General features: G+C 58.1%; 13 protein-coding genes. 2 read left to right on the forward strand and 11 right to left on the reverse strand.

Translation table 11 applies throughout. From position 1 onward, the window contains the following. Positions 1–33: 33 nt before the first annotated feature. From Pan189_RS18990 to Pan189_RS19015, 6 genes are all read right to left on the reverse strand, one after another. Positions 34–1,521 carry a glutamate synthase subunit beta gene (locus Pan189_RS18990; RefSeq protein ID WP_145365658.1) on the reverse strand — a complete coding sequence of 496 codons (1,488 nt, stop codon included), beginning with the start codon at positions 1,519–1,521 and terminating at the stop codon, positions 34–36. A gap of 66 nt (positions 1,522–1,587) precedes the next feature. Next, the gene (locus tag Pan189_RS18995) at positions 1,588–2,244 is read right to left on the reverse strand and encodes a Uma2 family endonuclease (protein WP_145365659.1); all 657 of its coding nucleotides are present in this window, start codon (positions 2,242–2,244) and stop codon (positions 1,588–1,590) included. Positions 2,245–2,246: 2 nt separating this feature from the next. Further along, complete coding sequence (gene gltB / locus Pan189_RS19000; protein ID WP_145365660.1) at positions 2,247–6,899, reverse strand: glutamate synthase large subunit; 4,653 nt, start codon at positions 6,897–6,899, stop codon at positions 2,247–2,249. 183 nt (positions 6,900–7,082) lie between these two features. Beyond that, positions 7,083–8,006, reverse strand: coding sequence for a LysR family transcriptional regulator (locus tag Pan189_RS19005; RefSeq protein WP_145365661.1), 924 nt, complete (start codon positions 8,004–8,006; stop codon positions 7,083–7,085). 302 nt (positions 8,007–8,308) lie between these two features. Next, complete coding sequence (locus tag Pan189_RS19010) at positions 8,309–10,069, reverse strand: ArnT family glycosyltransferase (RefSeq protein ID WP_145365662.1); 1,761 nt, start codon at positions 10,067–10,069, stop codon at positions 8,309–8,311. Between the two features lie 83 nt (positions 10,070–10,152). After that, a complete protein-coding gene (locus Pan189_RS19015) occupies positions 10,153–11,142 on the reverse strand; it encodes a glycosyltransferase family 2 protein (RefSeq protein ID WP_145365663.1) in 990 nt (329 codons plus the stop codon). Positions 11,143–11,281: 139 nt separating this feature from the next. Here Pan189_RS19015 and pyrF point away from each other — a divergent pair, with 139 nt between their 5' ends. Beyond that, positions 11,282–12,223: an orotidine-5'-phosphate decarboxylase gene (gene pyrF, locus Pan189_RS19020; RefSeq protein WP_145365664.1), complete on the forward strand. Its 942-nt coding sequence runs from the start codon at positions 11,282–11,284 to the stop codon at positions 12,221–12,223. Here pyrF and Pan189_RS19025 read toward each other — a convergent pair. The 5 genes from Pan189_RS19025 to Pan189_RS19045 all read right to left on the reverse strand — a co-directional run bounded on the left by Pan189_RS19025 (position 12,220) and on the right by Pan189_RS19045 (position 17,097). Further along, on the reverse strand, positions 12,220–12,792 hold the full coding sequence (locus Pan189_RS19025; RefSeq protein ID WP_145365665.1) for a Uma2 family endonuclease: 573 nt from the start codon (positions 12,790–12,792) through the stop codon (positions 12,220–12,222). The genes pyrF and Pan189_RS19025 overlap by 4 nt on opposite strands. A 31-nt stretch (positions 12,793–12,823) precedes the next feature. Next, positions 12,824–13,399, reverse strand: coding sequence for a Uma2 family endonuclease (locus Pan189_RS19030; RefSeq protein WP_145365666.1), 576 nt, complete (start codon positions 13,397–13,399; stop codon positions 12,824–12,826). 46 nt (positions 13,400–13,445) lie between these two features. Beyond that, positions 13,446–14,327, reverse strand: a complete 882-nt coding sequence (locus Pan189_RS19035; RefSeq protein ID WP_145365667.1) for an HAD family hydrolase — start codon at positions 14,325–14,327, stop codon at positions 13,446–13,448. Between the two features lie 83 nt (positions 14,328–14,410). Beyond that, a complete protein-coding gene (locus tag Pan189_RS19040; RefSeq protein WP_310820795.1) occupies positions 14,411–15,700 on the reverse strand; it encodes a diphosphate--fructose-6-phosphate 1-phosphotransferase in 1,290 nt (429 codons plus the stop codon). 188 nt (positions 15,701–15,888) lie between these two features. Next, positions 15,889–17,097, reverse strand: coding sequence for a hypothetical protein (locus Pan189_RS19045; protein ID WP_145365668.1), 1,209 nt, complete (start codon positions 17,095–17,097; stop codon positions 15,889–15,891). 219 nt (positions 17,098–17,316) lie between these two features. Between Pan189_RS19045 and Pan189_RS19050 the strand changes: the two genes are divergently transcribed. Beyond that, positions 17,317–19,059, forward strand: coding sequence for an Hsp70 family protein (locus tag Pan189_RS19050; protein ID WP_145365669.1), 1,743 nt, complete (start codon positions 17,317–17,319; stop codon positions 19,057–19,059). Positions 19,060–19,076: the final 17 nt, after the last annotated feature.

Genomic DNA, 19,076 nt, shown 5'->3' on the forward strand with positions numbered 1-19,076 from the left:
CCGTCCTTCGAAATGCCAATTTGCCTCCCCAGCTCACGGCAGCTTCGTCGATCCCATCAGATAACGATCGCATTCGCGGGCAACGCCGCGACCTTCGTTGATCGCCCACACCACTAAGCTCTGGCCACGTCGACAGTCGCCTGCGGCAAACACACCGTCAACATTCGTCGTGTATTGCTCGTGCTCGGCCTGATAGTTGCCACGGACGTCAAATTCGACACCCAATTGCTCGGCGACGGTCGGCTCCGGACCCTTAAAGCCGAGGGCGAGGAAAATTAAATCAGCCTCGACCTCGAACTCTGAATTGGGCACGACGCTGAACGGCGGACCATTCTTAACCGGCTTCGACCAATCGACCTTGCAGGCCTTGATCGACTTGACGTTCCCTTTGGCATCCCCGACGAATTCGAGCGTTTGAATCGAGAACTGCCGGGGGTCGTCGCCGAACTTCGCTTCCGCTTCTTCATGACCGTAATCGACGCGAAGAATACGCGGCCACTGAGGCCAGGGGTTTGAGGCGGTTCTTTCGCCCGGGGGTTGCGGCACGATTTCAAAAGTCACGACTTTCTCACATCCCTGACGGATCGACGTTCCGATGCAGTCGGTCCCTGTATCGCCACCTCCGATGACCAGGACCTTCTTTCCTTTCGCAGAAATATAGCCCTTCGGACTATCCCCCATCACTTTCTGCGTATTCGGACGCAAGAAGTCCATCGCGAAGTGAATTCCCTTCAGGCTGCGACCCGGTGTCTTTGCGAAAAAGTCATTCGGGGCCGTCGCACCCGTCGCCAGAACCACCGCATCGAACTTCTTCTTAAGTTCGTCAGCGGTGATGTCGTCGCCGACCTTACAACTCGTCACGAACTTGATGCCCTCGGCCTCCATGATATCGACGCGACGCTGAACGACTTCCGCCTTGTCGAGTTTCATATTCGGAATACCGTACATGAGCAGGCCGCCGATGCGATCATCTCGCTCGTAGACGGTCACCTTGTGCCCGGCTTGGTTTAACTGCGCCGCAGCCGCAAGCCCTGCGGGACCGGAGCCGATGACGGCAACCGTTTTCCCCGTTCGTTTCTCCGGGGGATTCGGAACGACCCAGCCTTCTTCGAAACCCTTATCGATGATCGCGCATTCGATGCTCTTAATCGCAACAGGGGGCTCGATAATCCCGAGCACACAGGAGCCTTCGCAGGGTGCCGGGCAGACTCGGCCTGTAAATTCCGGGAAGTTGTTTGTCTTATGCAGTCGGTCGAGCGCTTCGCGCCAGCGACCACGATAGACAAGGTCATTCCATTCCGGAATGAGATTGTTAATCGGGCAGCCGGTGGCCATCCCGGCCATCAGGTCACCGGTGTGGCAGAAGGGGACCCCGCAATCCATGCAGCGGGCCCCCTGATCGCGGAGCTGTTCCTCGGGCGGATCGAGATGAAATTCTTTCCAATCGAGAATCCGCAGCTTCGCGTCCCGCTCGGGAGCGTTCTGTCGTTCGATCGTCTTAAAGCCGGTGGGGTTACCCATAATAGAAGTCGAGAGTCAAGAGTTGAGTGTCGAGAGTGAAAGCAACCAGTCAGTATGTAGTGTCCGTCAAACTTCTTCCGCTCGTCGGAACCATTCTTTGATCGAGAGTTCGAACCCGGGAAGAATATCCCCGCCGTTCAACGAGTCTTCTTCCGTAAGTTCGGTGTAGTCATCAGCGGAGGAATAAACGCGACAAACTCTGGTTCGCGGATTTAACTCCCAGACAAGCTGGCAGCCGGAGTTAAAATATTCGACTCGCTTCTTATGCATCTCCGCGGGCGTGTTCGAGCGACTGAGTATCTCTACGGCAAGGTCTAAGCCGAATTCGCCAATCGCCTTCATCGGAAGCCGGCCATCCGGGAACCGACCTTTCAGGGCCAGAGAAACATCTGGCTTACGCACATTGCCTCCGGACATCCGGAGATCGAGATCTGGCCCAAACACAATACCGGACCGGTGAATTTCTAGGAATTGCTCAAGTATCGCGAGAAGCACCGCAGCCAACCGGCTCTCTACTACGGCCATAGCACCCTTCTTAACGATAACGTGATCAACCAACTCATATAATGCGTCCCGTCCCTCGACTGCCAGCAACTCGTTATCGCCTGCCGTTCCGGGTGACGGCAAAAGCAATATCCGGTCGGCGGGGATACCACCAAGTTCTTCAACCAAATCGGCAATCGTCGGAGGTCGTTCCAAGGTCGTCGCCGTCGCGGTGGCCATGATTAATTCTGCCCTCCTGTGGTTGCGACGACCGCGGACGGCTCTTTCGATTCGGTTGCTGCTGCGGCAGTGTCGGCTAATTCGCCGAGAGCTCGTTTAAAGTCGCGCGGCATGACCTTAACGAACTTAGCGACCTCACCACCCCAGTCGTCCAAAATTGCCTTCGCGACTGATGAGTCGGTGTAGCGAAAATGGTCATCGATTAATTCACGTAGTTCCGCTTCGTCCGCGTCCGATTCGACAGGGTCAAGGTCGACCATCTCCAAATTGCAGTTCGGCAGCAGATGGTCATTCGGGTCGTACACGTAGGCGATTCCGCCTGACATGCCGGCTGCGAAGTTTCGTCCAGTCGGCCCGAGAATCACGGCGCGGCCACCCGTCATGTATTCACAGGCGTGGTCGCCGACACCTTCGACAACCGCCTTCGCACCCGAATTTCGCACACAAAAGCGTTCGGCAGCGATACCGCGGGCGTAGAGTTCGCCTTCGGTCGCCCCATAGAGAGCGACGTTACCGATGATGATATTCTCTTCCGGCACAAAGGTAGAGACCGCGGGCGGACGAATGATGATCTTCGCTCCGCAAAGCCCTTTGCCCACGTAGTCATTCGCATCACCGTCGACCTCGATCGTTAATCCACGAACGCCCCATGCACCCACACTTTGGCCCGCCGATCCACTCGCTTTAATGCGAATCGTATCCTCGGCCAGACCGTCCTGCCCCCATCGCTTGGATATCTCGTGACTGAGGGTTGTCCCAAATGCGCGGTCGATGTTTTCGATCTCGCATTCAATTTCGACGGGGTCACCGTCTTCTAATGCATCGGCGGCTTGTTTAATCAGCCAGACGTCTTTTACGTCGTCGAGGCCGTGGTCCTGTTCCCGATCGCAAAACACTTGGACCGCATCGTGCGGCTTTCGAGCCGGGGTCAGAATTGCGCTAAGGTCAATGACCTGCGCCTTCGGATCGTCGATCGTGCGATCCTGCTCCAGGACGTCGCAACGGCCGACCATCTCGTTGATCGTGCGGAAGCCGAGCTTCGCCATGATCTCACGACATTCCTCCGCGACCATAAAGAGGTAATTGACCACGCTCTCCGGCTGACCATTAAACTTTTCACGCAACACGGGGTCTTGCGTGGCGATGCCGACGGGGCAGGTATTGAGGTGACACTTCCGCATCATGATGCAGCCGAGCGTAATCAGCGGAGCCGTGGCGAACCCGTATTCCTCGGCCCCCAGCAGTGTCGCGATCGCGACGTCACGACCGGTTTTTAATTGGCCGTCCGTCTGAATCCGAACGCGGCTTCGCAGATCGTTCATCACAAGCGTTTGGTGCGTTTCGGCCAACCCGAGCTCCCAAGGCAGGCCCGCGTGCTTTACGCTCGTTAAAGGCGAGGCGCCCGTGCCGCCGGAATCTCCCGCGATCAAGATATTATCCGCGTGACCTTTGGCCACACCCGAAGCGATCGTCCCGACGCCGACCTCTGAAACGAGCTTCACACTCACTCGCGCCGACGGGTTGGAATTCTTTAAATCAAAGATCAACTGGGCGAGGTCTTCGATCGAGTAAATATCGTGGTGCGGCGGCGGGCTGATCAGCCCGACTCCGGGCGTCGAGTGACGAGTCGCGGCGATGATTTTATTCACCTTGTGCCCGGGCAATTCACCTCCCTCTCCCGGCTTCGCCCCTTGCGAAATTTTAATTTGCAGTTCATCCGCATTGGTGAGATACCACGACGTGACGCCGAAGCGGCCCGACGCGACTTGTTTAATGGCAGACCGCTTGCTTTCGCCGTTTTCCATCGGCTCAAAGCGTTTGTAGTCTTCGCCCCCTTCGCCGGTATTGCTCTTGCCGCCAAGTTTATTCATCGCGATCGCCAGCGATTCGTGCGCCTCAGCGGAAATAGAGCCGTAGCTCATCGCGCCCGTGCAGAATCGTTTGACGATTTCCGACGCCGGCTCAACTTCTTCGAGCGGCACCGATTTGCACACTTCGAACTTAAACCGCATCAGCCCCCGTAACGCGGCATTGCGGGTCGTCTCTTCGTTGACGAGGTCGGCGAAGCGGTTATAGGCCGCCTTGTCGCCGGTGCGCGCCGCGGCTTGCACGGCGGCGATCGTCTGCGGATTCCAAGCGTGCTTTTCGCCGCCTTTCCGCCAAGCGAACAGTCCCAAATTTGGAAGAATCGGCAGGTCTTCGCCTTCGGTCCGCGAGGGAAAACCTAATTCATGGCGACGGATCGCTTCGGACGCCACCATATCGAGTCCGATTCCGCCGATGCGGCTGGCCGTGCCGACGAAGGCCGCCTCAATGACTTCACGCCCCAGCCCGAGCGCCTCGAAAATTTGCGCGCCCTTATAGCTTTGCAAGGTGGAGATGCCCATTTTGGCGAACACCTTCAGCATCCCTTTCGCCACGCCTTTGCGATACGCCGCGACGAGCTTTTCGTCCGTCCATTCCTGCTTTGAGACACCCCCCTCTTTAAGAACCTGCTTAAGAGATTCGAAGGCGATGTAAGGATTGACGGCATCGCACCCATAGGCTGCAAGCAGACAGAAGTGATGGACCTCACGGGCTTCGCCGGACTCCAGCACAATGCCGATCCGCGTGCGCAGCTCGTGCTTCACAAGATGGTGATGCACTGCGCCAACTGCTAATAGGGACGGAACCGGGACGTGGTCGGCATCAATCGCCCGATCACTTAATATGACCAGACTATGACCATCGTTGATCGCCTGCTGAGCTTCACTGCGAATACGCTCTAACGTCGCCTTAAGCCCGTCGGCTCCTTCTGACCGCGGAAAGGTGATGTCGATCGTCTTACTCGTCCAACCGCGATGGTCGATCGCCTTGAGCGAAGCGACTTCTTCATTTGTCAGAATCGGGTGAGGTACAAGCAGCCGTTGACAGTCGCTCGCTTCCGTTCCCAGCAGATTCCCCTCGGGACCGATCGAACACTCCAGCGACATGATGACTTCTTCGCGGATCGAATCGATCGCGGGGTTGGTCACCTGGGCGAACAGTTGCTTGAAGTAGTCGTAGAGCATCCGCGGCTTGTCCGAGAGACACGCCAGCGCCGTGTCATCTCCCATCGAGCCGATCGGATCTTTCTTCGCCTTAATGAGTGGCACGAGCATGAAGTTCAGCGTTTCGGTGGTGTAACCGAACGCCTTCATCTTCCGCAGTAACGCTTCGGAATCGTCTTCCGGTTCGGTCGGACCGGCCGCCAGTTCGCCGAGTTCAATCCGTTCGCTCTTAAGCCATTCGCCATAGGGCCGTGCCGACGAGAAGCGTTGCTTTAACTCTTCATCGGGGATGATCCGCCCCTCTTCGAAGTCGACCAAAAACATCTTGCCCGGTTGCAGCCGACCCTTAAATTTTACATTCTCAGGTTCGACTGAACTGACACCGACTTCCGACGCCATGACGACGCGGTCGTCGTGCGTTACGTAATAGCGACTCGGCCGCAAGCCGTTGCGATCGAGACAGGCGCCGATGTATTTGCCGTCGGTGAACGAGACGCTGGCCGGGCCGTCCCAAGGCTCCATCTTTGTAGAATAGTATTCATAAAATGCCCGCTTCTGCTCGGGCATCGCATGATGATTTTGCCAGGCTTCGGGAATCATCATCATTGCCGCTTCCGGGATCGGGCGGCCGGCTTGGACGAGCAGTTCGAGGCAGTTATCAAAATTACCTGAGTCCGAACATTCCGGCTCAGCAATTGGAAACGTCTTGCGAAGGTCGTCGCCGAACAGCTCGCTCCGCATCACGCCCTGCCGAGCTCTCATCCAGTTGGAATTACCACGAACGGTATTGATTTCACCGTTGTGAGCCATATAGCGCAGTGGCTGGGCGCGATCCCAACTCGGGAATGTGTTCGTCGCAAACCGCGAATGCACCATCGCGAGGTGCGTGGTAAACGCCTCGTCATTAAGGTCCGGGAAGTAAGGCCGCACCTGCGGAGCCGAGAGCATCCCTTTATAGATCATCAAACGCGTCGACAACGAGCAGACGTAGAACATCAGTCGCTGATCGAGATCGCTTTCCAACCGCAGGGCACGACTGGCCGCTTTGCGAATAATATAGAGTTGGCGATCGAACTCTTTGGAATCGATTCCTTCAGCAGCCGCAATAAAGGGCTGCTCCATTACCGGCTCGCACGCCCGGGCACTCGGTCCGATATCGGCAGCGTCCGGGTCGGTCGGTACGCTCCGCCAGCCGAGGAACTGCTGACCTTGCTCGGCGACCAGGCGTTCGAACACCTGCTTACATTGATCCCGCTCGCTATCGATCTTCGGCAGGAACAGGATGCCGGTTGCGAATTTGCCCTGCTCCGGCAAATCGATTCCCAAATCGGTCTGAGCCTTCTTCTTAAAGAACTCGTACGGCAGCGCGGTGAGAATCCCCGCCCCGTCGCCCGTGTTCGATTCGCATCCGCAGGCCCCGCGATGCTCCATATGAACGAGCATCCGGTCGGCATCGAGCAGAATTTGATGCGTGGCGCGACCTTTAATGTCGGCAATGAAGCCGACGCCGCACGAATCGTGTTCAAATTCCGGATCGTACAAACCATGTGCGGGAGGACGCCCGCCATTAAGTACGGACTCCGGGAGGCTATTGGACGCAGGCGATGTGTGGTTGTCGTGACTCATCGTCAAATCTCAACTTAATAAAGCGAATGTTCCGAGAACCGGAACGATCTCCGCAAAACCTTGTGTGAACTTCGTCTACTTACGCCATCGGTGATCGGTCGTGGCTGCAGCCTGCAACCTCCCGCCGGAGACGTTCCTCATCTCCGAAAGCTCCGGGGTCCGCTCCGCAGACCCCTTATCGTCTCAGCCTGCGACACCCACCGCCGCCGGCGGTTCGATGTCCACAAAATCATCAGAGCAAAGCAGTTCGATTAACCGCTGAGCAGCGATGACCAAGGCCTGATTCCGCCGGTGAATAAACCCGAGCGGCCGATACCAATGGGCATCGGAAAGTGGGACCGCTGCCAAGCTACCCGAGGCAATCTCGCGTTTCAGCAACGGTTCGGGCAGTATCGCCGCCCCGCTACCGATCTCGACCGAACGTTTGATCGTCTCGACGTTATCGAATTCGCGCAGGACGGTCATTTCAACGTCGGCATCACGCAGCCAGCGATCAATCTGCTTCCGCGCTGCTAAATTGGAGTCGAACGTGACGAGACGCTCGCCCGCCAACTCAGCCACCGAAACTTCCTCACGCGTTGCGAAGCGATGATCGGGCCCGACAGCCACCACCATTTTCTGCGACTGCCACGGGATGCAGTCGATGTCGCCGCCGTCACGCGGGAACGAAACGATGCCAAAGTGAGATTCATTGTTCAGCACGCTCTGATACACCCCGTCGGGCGTCCGATATTCCAACCGGACGTCGACGTCCGGATGACTCTGCATGAAGCAATCGATGGCCGATTCGACTTCGAGCAGGCCGACCGAATAGATCGCGGTGACACACAGCCGCCCGCTCAGGCGGTCGGAAAACTGCTGCACCTGATCTTCGACGGACCGGATCGACGCCAGCAAATCGCGGCAGCCGTCGAAATACACCTGCCCCGCACCGGTCAGTTCGAGCGGACGCTTCGATCGATCGATCAGCAATGTCCCGAGCCGCTTTTCCAAGGATCCCACCGCGTGACTGGCCGTCGATTGCGAAAGACCGTGCGCCTCGGCCGCTTTCGAAAAGCTCCGACGGGCGGCGACTTCGCAGAAAATTTCCACGTCTTTCAGGTGCATGCGGCCTATATGCAATATGCAAATACTGATGCGGATTCATTATCGAACAGCGTACTGTAGGCCCCGCGCACGCAATGTGTCAATCGTCGAGTTGGCGGGGCGAAATGTCGCAGCACCTTCGTGGCCGGAGCGCCGAAGGCTCTGTCTGTTCGCTACAACCCGAAGTTTACGAACTCGTTGCGGCGACGAATTGCGGGTTCCGGTCCTGCGGAACACGTCGCGGTCGCTTCGGTCGAGTGTGCTAGTAGGATCGGCGACGCGGCATCGAACCGGTCTGCCCCACCGAGTGGCGCGATCGACTGCTATCGAACTCGCCCGTGTTCAGACCGGTCGACCGGCCGGAGACGGACCACTCTCAGGTCGGTCGTTCCGAACGGGACGTTCCAATCTCGATCTACCCATCTGTGCGTGTGCAATACGGCAGTCGACTTTGAGGGAGCGATTACCCAAATCGCATCCCGCACCGCCAACATCTGCCGGAGTCCGGCAATCGAATTCGCTCGTTTAATCGGCCGGTCCAGATGACCAACGACCGCGTGCTCACCGATGTCGAATGCGAATAACGGTTCGTATGGCGGCACTAACGCATCAACTCGCTGCGCGGAGGCGGCCACTTCCTGTCGGCCATCGTTTGAGGGGAGCACCCACATCAACCCGACGATGAATCCGAAGCATCCGACTCCGCCGATCAAAATCGCCGCGGTCTTCGGCTTGCGCAACGGAAGGAGCACCAGCGCGACGATTGCAGCCGACGCGAATATCGAGGCGGCGAGCGTCGAAAGCGAAAGCACCGGAACGTCGTGCCGCGCATCCAATCGCATCACCAGATAGACGAGACCGGCCAGTACGGCCGCGACTGCGACGCAAGTTGCGGGCACATTCAGCAGCGGTTCGCCCCGCGCTGCGCATTTTCGCAACTGCTCGATTCTCCGAGCGGCCCACAGCGAACAGATTGGGAGGGCCGGGAGGAGATAGTGACTGTGCTTATTGACCGACAGGGAAAGGATCGCCAATTGGGTCAACAACCAAACCCAAAGAAAGCGTTCTCGCAGATCGGTCGGACGAGCGTCACGACGGGCCGACGTCGCCCGCCACGAGAATCGCTGACGCAAAGAGGCTGCCGTTGACGGCCAGGCAGCCTGAAAACTCAGCACCGCCCCCGGAATAGCGAAGATCGTCCACGGCATCGACAGTCCGAGCAAATGCGGAACGTAGTACCAAATCGGTGACGATCCGGTCGCCCCGACCGCCCGGCCGACCGTCTCGACCAACCAGATCTCGATGGCGTCGGGTCGTTCGGCTAGCAGCAACATTGGCCAAACGAAGATGGCAGCCGGCAATGCCACAAGCGTGCCGGGATTCAGTAAGAGTTTCCGGATTTGGTCTCGGCGACCTCGCAGCGTGAGCCAAACGATCGCGACACCGAAAATCATCGCCGGTCCGAAATGAAATTTCCCGAGCCAACTGACGGCGGCTAGCAGGCCAATGATCGTCCCGTCTCGGTAAGAGAGGCTCCCCCGATCATCCGCCTCTTTCGGCGCGATCAGAAATAGCGCGGCAGTCGAAAGCAGGCAGAGGGTCATATCGACCTCGGCCGAACGACCGTAAGTCACCACGTAGACACTGGAGACCTGAGCAAGAAACGCCGCGACGGCAGCCGTTCGTCCATACCACGCATCCGCCCAGAAAAAGAGAAGGATCGCCAAACCGACCGCGGCAAGGGCACTCGGGAGGCGTGCGGTCGCAGTGTCGATCCGACCGGCCAAACGCCCGACCGTGGCATGGGTCCAATAGACAAGAGGCGGCTTCCGCAGCCGAGGCTCACCGGCGTAGGTCGGAACGAGAAAATCACCGGTGCGCAGCATCTCCTGCGCAGGCACGATCGCCAACGATTCGTGGTGCCCCGCAGGTCGCCAAGTTCCGAGTTGAAAGAACAGGAACAGCGTGGCCGCAAAAGCAGCCAGCATCGCGGGCTTCATCGCGCGCGACAGCCGGGCCGACGCCACGGGGGCTGCTCCGATCGACACAACCGAGCCGGCGGTGGCATGGGATAGCGACGACATGAAGCCTCATCTGCTGCTGGCGGGTCGATCAACTCATCAATCGGCGAGCGGGCGCCTGCTTGTCGCTCCGCTTCGGTCCGACTCTAGGCGGCCGCTTTCAGCCCGACATCGTGCGACTCTTCATCGGGGGAGTCGAAGTTGATCTTTTCACGCACGGCGTATGGGGGAACTCCGCGCGACTGAAAGTAGATCCGGGTGATGAGTTCGCCGAGCAAACCGATCGCAAAAAACTGCACGCCCGCCATGATCGACAACGCCGTCAGCAACAGCATTGGATTGCCGGTCATATCGATTCCCGAACCGAGTTTCATCGCGACGGTCGTCGTGCCGGAGATCGCTGCAACACCAGCGCAGCAAAAGCCAGCCATCCCGAACAGTTTCATCGGCGAAGCGAGGTATTTCGTCAGATAGTGAACCGTCATCAAATCGAGCAGCACTCGGAAGACCCGTCCCATACCGTACTTCGAGACGCCGCGGGTCCGAGGGTGATGCCGCGTGACGACTTCGGCGCACCTCGCACCGCGCTGGGCGGCGAGAATCGGAATGAAGCGGTGCATCTCGCCGACGAGGTTCAGTTCCTGGGCGACCTCACGCCGCATCGCTTTGAGCGTGCAGCCGAGATCATGCACCGGCACCTTCGTCACCCAGGAGATCAGTCCGTTCGCGATCCAAGATGGGACTTTGCGATGCAGCAGCGCGTCCTGTCGATCTTTCCGCCAGCCATGAACGAGATCGAAACCTTCATCTAACTTGGTGAGCATCATCGGGATGTCGCCGGGGTCATTTTGCAGGTCGCCGTCGAGCGTGACGACCACGTCACCCGTCGCCGCGTGTAAACCTGCTTCCATCGCCGCGGTTTGACCGAAATTTCCGCGAAAAGAGACGACTTTGAAACGCCGGTCTTTCGCAGCCAAACTCTTGATCGCATTACCTGTTCCATCGAGCGAACCGTCGTCGACCAACACGACTTCGGATGATCGATCGAGCTTCGAGATCACGGCTTCGACAGCTTCGTACAACGGTTCGACGTTCTCGACTTCGTTGTAGAGCGGAATAACGATCGAAACGTCCATGTTTTCCTGCGTCCGGAGCACTGGGTTCGCAACAGAATGCGCAGCACGACGATGCCTGCCCATCGGCGCGGAAGTCTGGCACAATGACACCAAAGCGTCCAGACGAATCAAGGCCCCGCCAGCCAGCGCAGATTGCCCGATGTCACATTTCGCACAGCGTCTTCACGCCGCGATCAAACACAAACAGACGCCGGCTTTAGTCGGTCTCGATCCGCGACTATCGCAACTTCCGCCGCAAATTGTGAAGTCTGCGCGAACCCGGCATTCCGATGCAAATTTGGCGGCTGCCGCCGCATTCGAAGAGTTTTGCATCAGATTGATCGATGTCGTGACGCCGCTTGTCCCTGCGGTGAAGCCTCAATCGGCTTTTTTCGAGGAACTTGGACCGGCTGGGTCGCAGGCTCTGGCGAACGTCATCTCGCATGCTCGGTCGCAGAAATTGATCGTGATTCTCGACGCCAAGCGGGGTGATATCGGCTCGACGGCCGAAGCCTACGCCCGGGGTTTGATCGGTGGCGCAGACCCGCCGAGTCCTTGGATGGCCGACGCACTGACGGTGAACCCCTACCTTGGCACCGACACACTGCAACCGTTCGTCGATGTCGCGACCGAGCGAGGCGGCGGTATTTACGTGCTCGTCCGAACCAGCAATCCCGGTGCGTCCGCCTTTCAGGATCGGAGCGAGGACGGACAAAAATTGTTTGAAACCGTCGGCAGTGAAGTCGAACGTCTCGCTAGGGAGACGTCAGCCGAGGCCAATTACGGCTGCGTTGGAGCGGTTGTCGGCGCAACCTATCCTGCGGAACTTGCCGCACTTCGCGAGGCAATGCCGCACACACCCTTGCTCGTTCCAGGATACGGCAGCCAAGGGGGCACTGCGGCCGATGTCGCCTCGTCCTTCGATACGAGCGGACTCGGTGCCGTCATTAACAGCTCGCGGGCCATCAATTTCGCCTTTCGAGCTGAGCAGTACGCTACTGAATTCGGCGAAGAGCGATGGGAAGAGGCCGCCGAGGCGGCGACGCGGGCGATGATTTCTGATCTCGCCGATCTCACGCCTGCAAGTGCGCTGCAGACTTAGCGAGAAAAGAATCTGCTCACCGGCACCGCGAATCCCGGCAAATGCGGTTCGCAGGTGATCTCGTCATCGCCGGAAACCATTCGCGGGGGAACGCCCGGTTCGAAAATTGTGACAGATCCATTTAACGGTTCGACTCGCCAGACCACTTTCACTCCACCATCGAAATAGTCTTTGCACTTGGCGTCGATGAGCTTGATCGTGTCGGACGGCGAAAGGATCTCAACCGCCAAAGTGGGCGGCCCCGTCAGGAATGTGTCGTCCGCCTGAAATAGCTGCATCGCCTCGGCATCAAAATAGGCGACGTCGATGCCGAACAGGCTTTCGAGTTCTGGGAACAATACCCCTGCCTCACCGCTGAAAACTTCCCCTCGCGGCTCAGGCTGCGTATCAATCCATTTCAGAATCTCGGCAGCGATCCGCGGCTCGCTTCCGGAATGCCGCCAGTTTCGATAAGTCATCGGTAACTCAATCAATTCGCCTCGAATCAACATTCGGTCCACTGAGTCGTCCTCAGGAAGCGCAAGGAACTCCTCGATCGTCATCTGCTTCGGCGGGGAGGCGGTACTCATGGGAACTCATTCCAATTGTTCGACGTATGCATCACGATCGCGCGAAGAACTTGCTCACCGGCACTGCAAATCCCGGCAGTTGAGGCTCGCAAGATACTTCACCGTTCCCCGAGACCATCCGTGGAGGAGTATTCGGTTCGAAAATCGTCACCGACCGAAATGCCGGATCGACGACCCAGATGAGAGTCACTCCGGCCGCGAGATAATCCTTCACCTTCGCTTCGACGTATTGATGGCTGTCGGATGGTGAAAGAATTTCAACGACTAAAGTCGGCACACCGGTCAGATAAGTTTCATCATCCGCTTGCTGAGCTAATGTCGCAGCGTCGAAGTAAACGACGTCGACGCCGAACGAGGAACCAATTTCATCGAAGTTGACGCCAGCCTCGCCGCCAAAGACTTCCCCCCTCGGCTCCGGTCGCGACTCCAGCCACGATTCAAGCAGATGACAAATTCGCGAAATGCTCTTGGAGTGCCGCTTGTTACGCCTCGTCATCGGTAACTCAATCAATTCGCCTCGAATCAACATCCGGTCAACGGAGTCGTCTTCCGGAAGCGCAAGGAACTCCTCGATCGTCATCCGCTTCGGCGGGGAGGCGGTACTCATGGGATCGATCCATTGTCAGTACGCGGGCGATTGATTCACCTATATTCTACTTCCAAGGCGGGGTCGCGGGGAGATAGCCTTCGAATTCTTCGACAACTTTTGCTTCGTAGGCCCCCGCATACTCTCCACTTAAGAATTTGCCACACGATTCGTTCAGAAATCGTTCCCAGCTTGCTTCTTCGTGACCCGGATTGATGGGGTAGAACAAAGCTCCCACCGCGCGGGCGGCTTTCATATCACCCGGGGCGTCACCGATCATCAAAACCTTATCTTCGCCGTAGCCGAAATCTTTGGCCTGGCCCAGCGTTTCATTCTTTTTCCCGGCTTCCTGGCCGCAAATGGCATCGACGAACTGCTCGATGTCGTGCTCGCTCCACTCCTTCTGCAGCGCCGCGTTCGGTGTTGCCGAACACACGATCATGTCGGCCTGAGGACGAAGCTTTTCAAGGCTCTCACGCAGGTAGGGGAATGGCGAGACGCCGTGGACCATGTCGTCGACGGTCGCGTTGACGGCTTCGGACCATTTTAATGTCAGGACGAGATCCGGGTCGTTCGTCTTCTCGACTTCCGCCTTGAGCGCGGGATTGCCCAGCTTCGACTCGCGGGCAATCCAGTCCCGCAGCCCCTTTAATTCCGGCAGCTTCGCCTTGCGGCGAACGACTTCCGGCCGCTCTTCCAGCCAATCCAACGCTTCGGTCAACGCCGGGAAGCGATTGATGCCCCGCGACTTACTATAGAGGTTCACGAACTCGGCACATTCGCGGGCATATTTGCTGACTGCTTGAAGCCCGAAGTAATTGATAATATTAGGAATGAAGCACTCTTTGTGCTTAATCTCCATCGTGTCGAACGCGCAGCCGTCGGAGTCGATTCCGATTAAGAACTCGTGCTTCTTCTCGAAATTGGTGTCGAGCGGATTGTCAGACATCGCTAACTCTCATCTTTTAATTGTTCAAGAAAAAAGCCCACGAGTCACACCCCGTGGGTCTTTTATATTTATTACGCGGTGATCTATTTTCGATCCGCCTGCGGAACATAAGGTTCCAGGTGCTGATCGGCAAAAATGGGCTTCAGGCGCGTCAGGCGAAGCCGCCCGTCGACAACCGGAACGCTGACATGGTCCTGCCCGATCAGCGGCTTGCAGTAATTGACGAAGTCGTCCGTCACATCGGTCCCATCTTTGGTGATCCAGTCGGAGGGGAATGTCCTCTCGCTATTGGCGACCTCCGGGAGCGGAACCTTATCGAACCGCACGTTATAAATCGGCCCCTCATCCCGCAGAATTGTCGACATATACCCGTGCTCGCCGCTCGCGGCCAGATGGGCTGCCTTCTGCCCGACCCGATAAGCTTCATCGAGATCGACCGCGGAGGCGAACATCATATTGTGACGTTGATCGGTTCCGGGCACATTCGCGCGGGCAGCCCCTTTAACCGAAAGACCTTTCGAATTAAGGGCGTTAATCAGAGTTTGGGCGGTGGTAATCTGACTGGAACTGAACGAAGTATGCCCGAACGAGTCTTTCACCTCGCCAATATCGCCGAGCTTGAGGCCTTCACTGACGACCACGATTGCCCGACCGTTCGACTTCAGCTTGTCGTTAATCTGATCGGCGATTTGTTCGATCGAGATCGGTCGCTCGGCAAGATAGATCAGCAGCGGCATTTCCCGCTCGGGGTCGGCCAGCCGCGCAGCCGCCGGGATATATCCGATCTTTCGTCCCATCGCCTGCATCACCAAGACCGGATCGGCCGGGCAACTGCCGCGGTTTTCCTCATTCGCCAACTGGACGTTGTGAGCCCAGTAACGAGCGGTGCTGGCGTAGCCCGGCGTGTGATCGATCAGCTTGAATTCGCTGTCGCCGACGTCATTGTCGATCGTCTTCGGCACGCCGACGCCGGTGACGTCCAAGCCCCGTTCGCGGGCGATGTTGGCCACCTTGTTCGCCGTATCCATCGAGTCATTTCCGCCGATGTAGCAGAAGTAACCGATGTTATGAGCCTTGAAGATTTCGATCACACGGTCGAAGTCTTGATTCTGGTGCTCTTTCAATTTGTAGCGACACGTACCGATCGAACCGGCGGCGGGAGTCGTTCGCAGCAGCGCGATCTCGAGCGGATCCTGTTCGCTCAGGTTCAGCAACTCTTCTTTGAGCACCCCCTCGATCCCGTGCCAGCCGCCGTAAATCGTTCCGATTTCGGGCAAGTCGCGAGCGGTTTCGACAAGTCCCCGCAGGCTGTTGTTGATGACGGGCGACGGGCCGCCCGATTGGGCGACAATCATATTTTTCGGAGCAGACACAACACGATCCTCTAAGCCACGAACGCAAAAGGGTGAGGCCGGGGGCGATCACCTGTGCGGGACGCGCTCCCGCCGCGCGGATCATAAAGCAACGCCAGCGCGTTTTCAAAATAGCTCGCCACGCGCAGACTCCGACCTGGTGCCCCTCGCCGGAAGGTCGCGTGAAAGCTTCTTGCAGTTCGTTACGCTCACTCAGTAATCGGTGACAACTCCACGATCACGCCCGAGTACGACGAACGCAGCCCCAGCGGCTCGAAGACTGCCTTGAGAAAAGCCGTCGCGTCGGCACTGCGCAAGTCGAGCGTGACTCTCTGATTGAGGTCGACCCCCGCCTGCCGCAGCGCCGCGGCGTCGTATTGAAACTGCACTCCGGTCGATTCCAAATTTGCGATGATCGCAGTGACCGGAACATTTTCGGCCGACAGGGTAAACCTCCGGTCTTTGAGCAGCACCACATCGGTTGGTGCGACCGGAGGCTTTCCGGTCTCACGCAGCGGGACTTCTTGCGAGAATTGGGCGTGGTCGGCAATTTCGCCGCGCAACGTGACAACGCGACGGCGAACGTCGAATTCGGCGTCGGGCCATCGCCGTCGCCATTCCGCCAGTGCCGCAGCCGAGGTTTTTTTCGGCCGATATGTCGCCGAATAGACGATTCGATCGGGGATCGGAACGATTCGCACGATTCGCCCCGTCCGGTCAATGTCGATCGTTCGGTCGAATTGGATCAGCACGGCTGTCATCGCCGCCGCCGCGTCGGTTTGGGGCAGTACCCCACGCGGCCACAAATCGTGCGGAATCTCCTCCGGATTTTCGATCTGGAGCTCGAATCGGGTCGCGATCTCCGAAGCAATCTGCCGCGGCTCTGCCAAATCGCCCCAGCGAAACGTCTGCTCTTTGCGCAACTGATTGTTGGAAGACGCAACTTGAGCCATCCGCTCGCGAGTCCGCAAGAGAAGTGGCTCGAATCGCTCAGCCGCCAGAGGCGGCGCGATCAGGACAAGTCCGTCGCTATGGGCGGTTCGACCTCCGGCTTCAGCGGCGATCTTCTCGACGACAGCCGCCACCGATGCGACGCCGATTCTCAATGAAATCGGTCGGCTCGGATCGATCCGCCGGTCGACGAGGATGCTGAGGCGATGCGCGGTGCCGAGTTGTTCGCAAACGTTTCGTAACGGTGCGGCATCCCAGACCGCACCGGGAATGGTGCCAGCCCAAGATTCATCGGCAGCCTCGCCTACTTCGAACTGTGTGTCAGGCGGATCGATCCGCACAACGATTTCATTTCCCACGGCGACCGAACAGCAGAGAACCGCCGGAAGACTTCCCGGCAAAGAGACCGCGATCACCACGACGAGGGTCGAAGCAAAAACGACTGATGATTGGCGGCCCGGAGCCATTAACCACTTCATACTTGGCACCTTTGGAACTGGTCGCTCTCAAAACGTGATGATAACGTGAATGATGCGAATCTTCGCACGGGCTCGCTGATTCCGGCGGAAACCCGTTGATGTTCCGCGCGACTTACCGTTTTCTGATAATGCAATGGCACGGATTGCGCGACCGCGGATCGTCTACACTTGGCTTGCCAGCAAATATCCCCTTTCGGACCACCGGCCATGACTGAGTTTCCCACACCGGCCGTCGGGATCGACCTCGGAACGACCTATTCGACCATCGCCTGCCTGAACGACCACGGTGAGCCGATTACGGTTCCGAACATCGACGGAGAGTTTTCGACTCCGTCGGTGCTTCTGTACGAAAATGGCGAGGTGATTGTCGGAACGCACGCTCTGCGCACCGCCGTCGCCAATCCGGAACGCGTCATCCAAGAATCGAAGCGATTCATGGGCGACGACGAAAAGCAGTGGGTGATTGACGGCCGGACGTTCACCCCGGTCGACGTCGCCGCAGAAATCCTCGGGTTCCTGCTCGCCACCGTCGAGCAGCAGACCGGGCCGGTCAAGCACGCCGTGATTACTGTCCCGGTGATGTTCGGCGATGCCCAACGGCGTGCGACCATTGAGGCGGCTCACCTCGCGGGACTCGAAAAGGTCGACCTAATCAATGAGCCGGTCGCCGCGGCACTGTGCCACGTCCTCGGTAGCGAAGGGCTTTGGTTTACTGAACTTGCCGAGACGCAACGAATATTCGTTTTCGATCTCGGCGGCGGCACGCTCGATTTGTCAATCGTGCAGTACAACCCGCAATCGGTCAGCGTGATCGCCGGTGCGGGCGACTTGAAGCTCGGCGGAAACGATTGGAATCGACGACTGATCGGCGGGCTGTCGAAGGAATTTGAACGAGAATTCGGAAGCGACCCGAAAAGCGATTTGAGCTCGCTTCAAACCCTCACCAATGAAATTGAAGCTGCCAAACGGAGCCTCACTTCTCGAAATCGTGTGCCGGTAACGATCCAACACGGCGGGGAGCGAAAGACCTACGAGGTCCGACGCGAACAGTTCGAACGGATGACCGCCAAGCTCGTGGAGCGGGCTGAAAAACGGACTCTCGCCTTATTGAAACGGAAAAAATTCGGTTGGGCACACATCGATACCGTTCTCACAACCGGCGGCGCCTCACGCATGCCGATGATCCGCGAAATGCTCAAGCGGCTCAGCGGAACGACCCTCAATACGGCCCTCTCGCCCGATCTGTCGGTCGCCCACGGGGCCTGCTATTTCGCTGGGATCTTGCTCTCCAACAACGATTTCGCGCGATCGCTCATCAGCTCTGAACAGGCGGCCGAGAATTCGCGTCAGGTTTCCGCCCGAACAATCGCAATGAAGCAAGTCTCCGGCCGGAGTCTCGGAGTCCTTGTTCGCGACACCTCCGGCCATCGACTCATCCCGCATTACGTCATACCAAAAGACACTCCGCTGCCGGCGGAGGTCACGTTTGAAGTGGCGACGATTATTCCTAGTCAAAAGCAGGTCCGACTTCCGGTCATTGAGGAACAGGAGGACGAACCTGATTCAGCATCACAATTCAATCCGATCGGCCGTTGCGAACTGATCGACCTGCCGGCCGGATTGGATACGGGAACACCGCTCGACGTAACGATCAGATACGACCGCAACGCCGTTGTGAATGTGACGGTCAAGGAGCGATCGAGCGGCCGGACCGGGGACGCGCGATTGCGCGCTAATCATGTCGATGATTCCGCACCATCAAACCCACCATCGTCCACCCCCACCGCCGATAGCATCTCACTCAAGAATCCTCCGCCGAAGCCGCGTCGGACCAGGACGAAGCCGACAACAACGGCCGCCCCGAGTGATCGCCCCTCAATCACGGAAGCAGGCGAAGAGGAGTTCTGGCAGACGGTGGCAAGAACCGGAAGTCGGCGGCGACGGAAATAGAGCCCGTATCATCGACG

The organism is Stratiformator vulcanicus, assembly GCF_007744515.1.
GTDB lineage: Bacteria > Planctomycetota > Planctomycetia > Planctomycetales > Planctomycetaceae > Stratiformator > Stratiformator vulcanicus.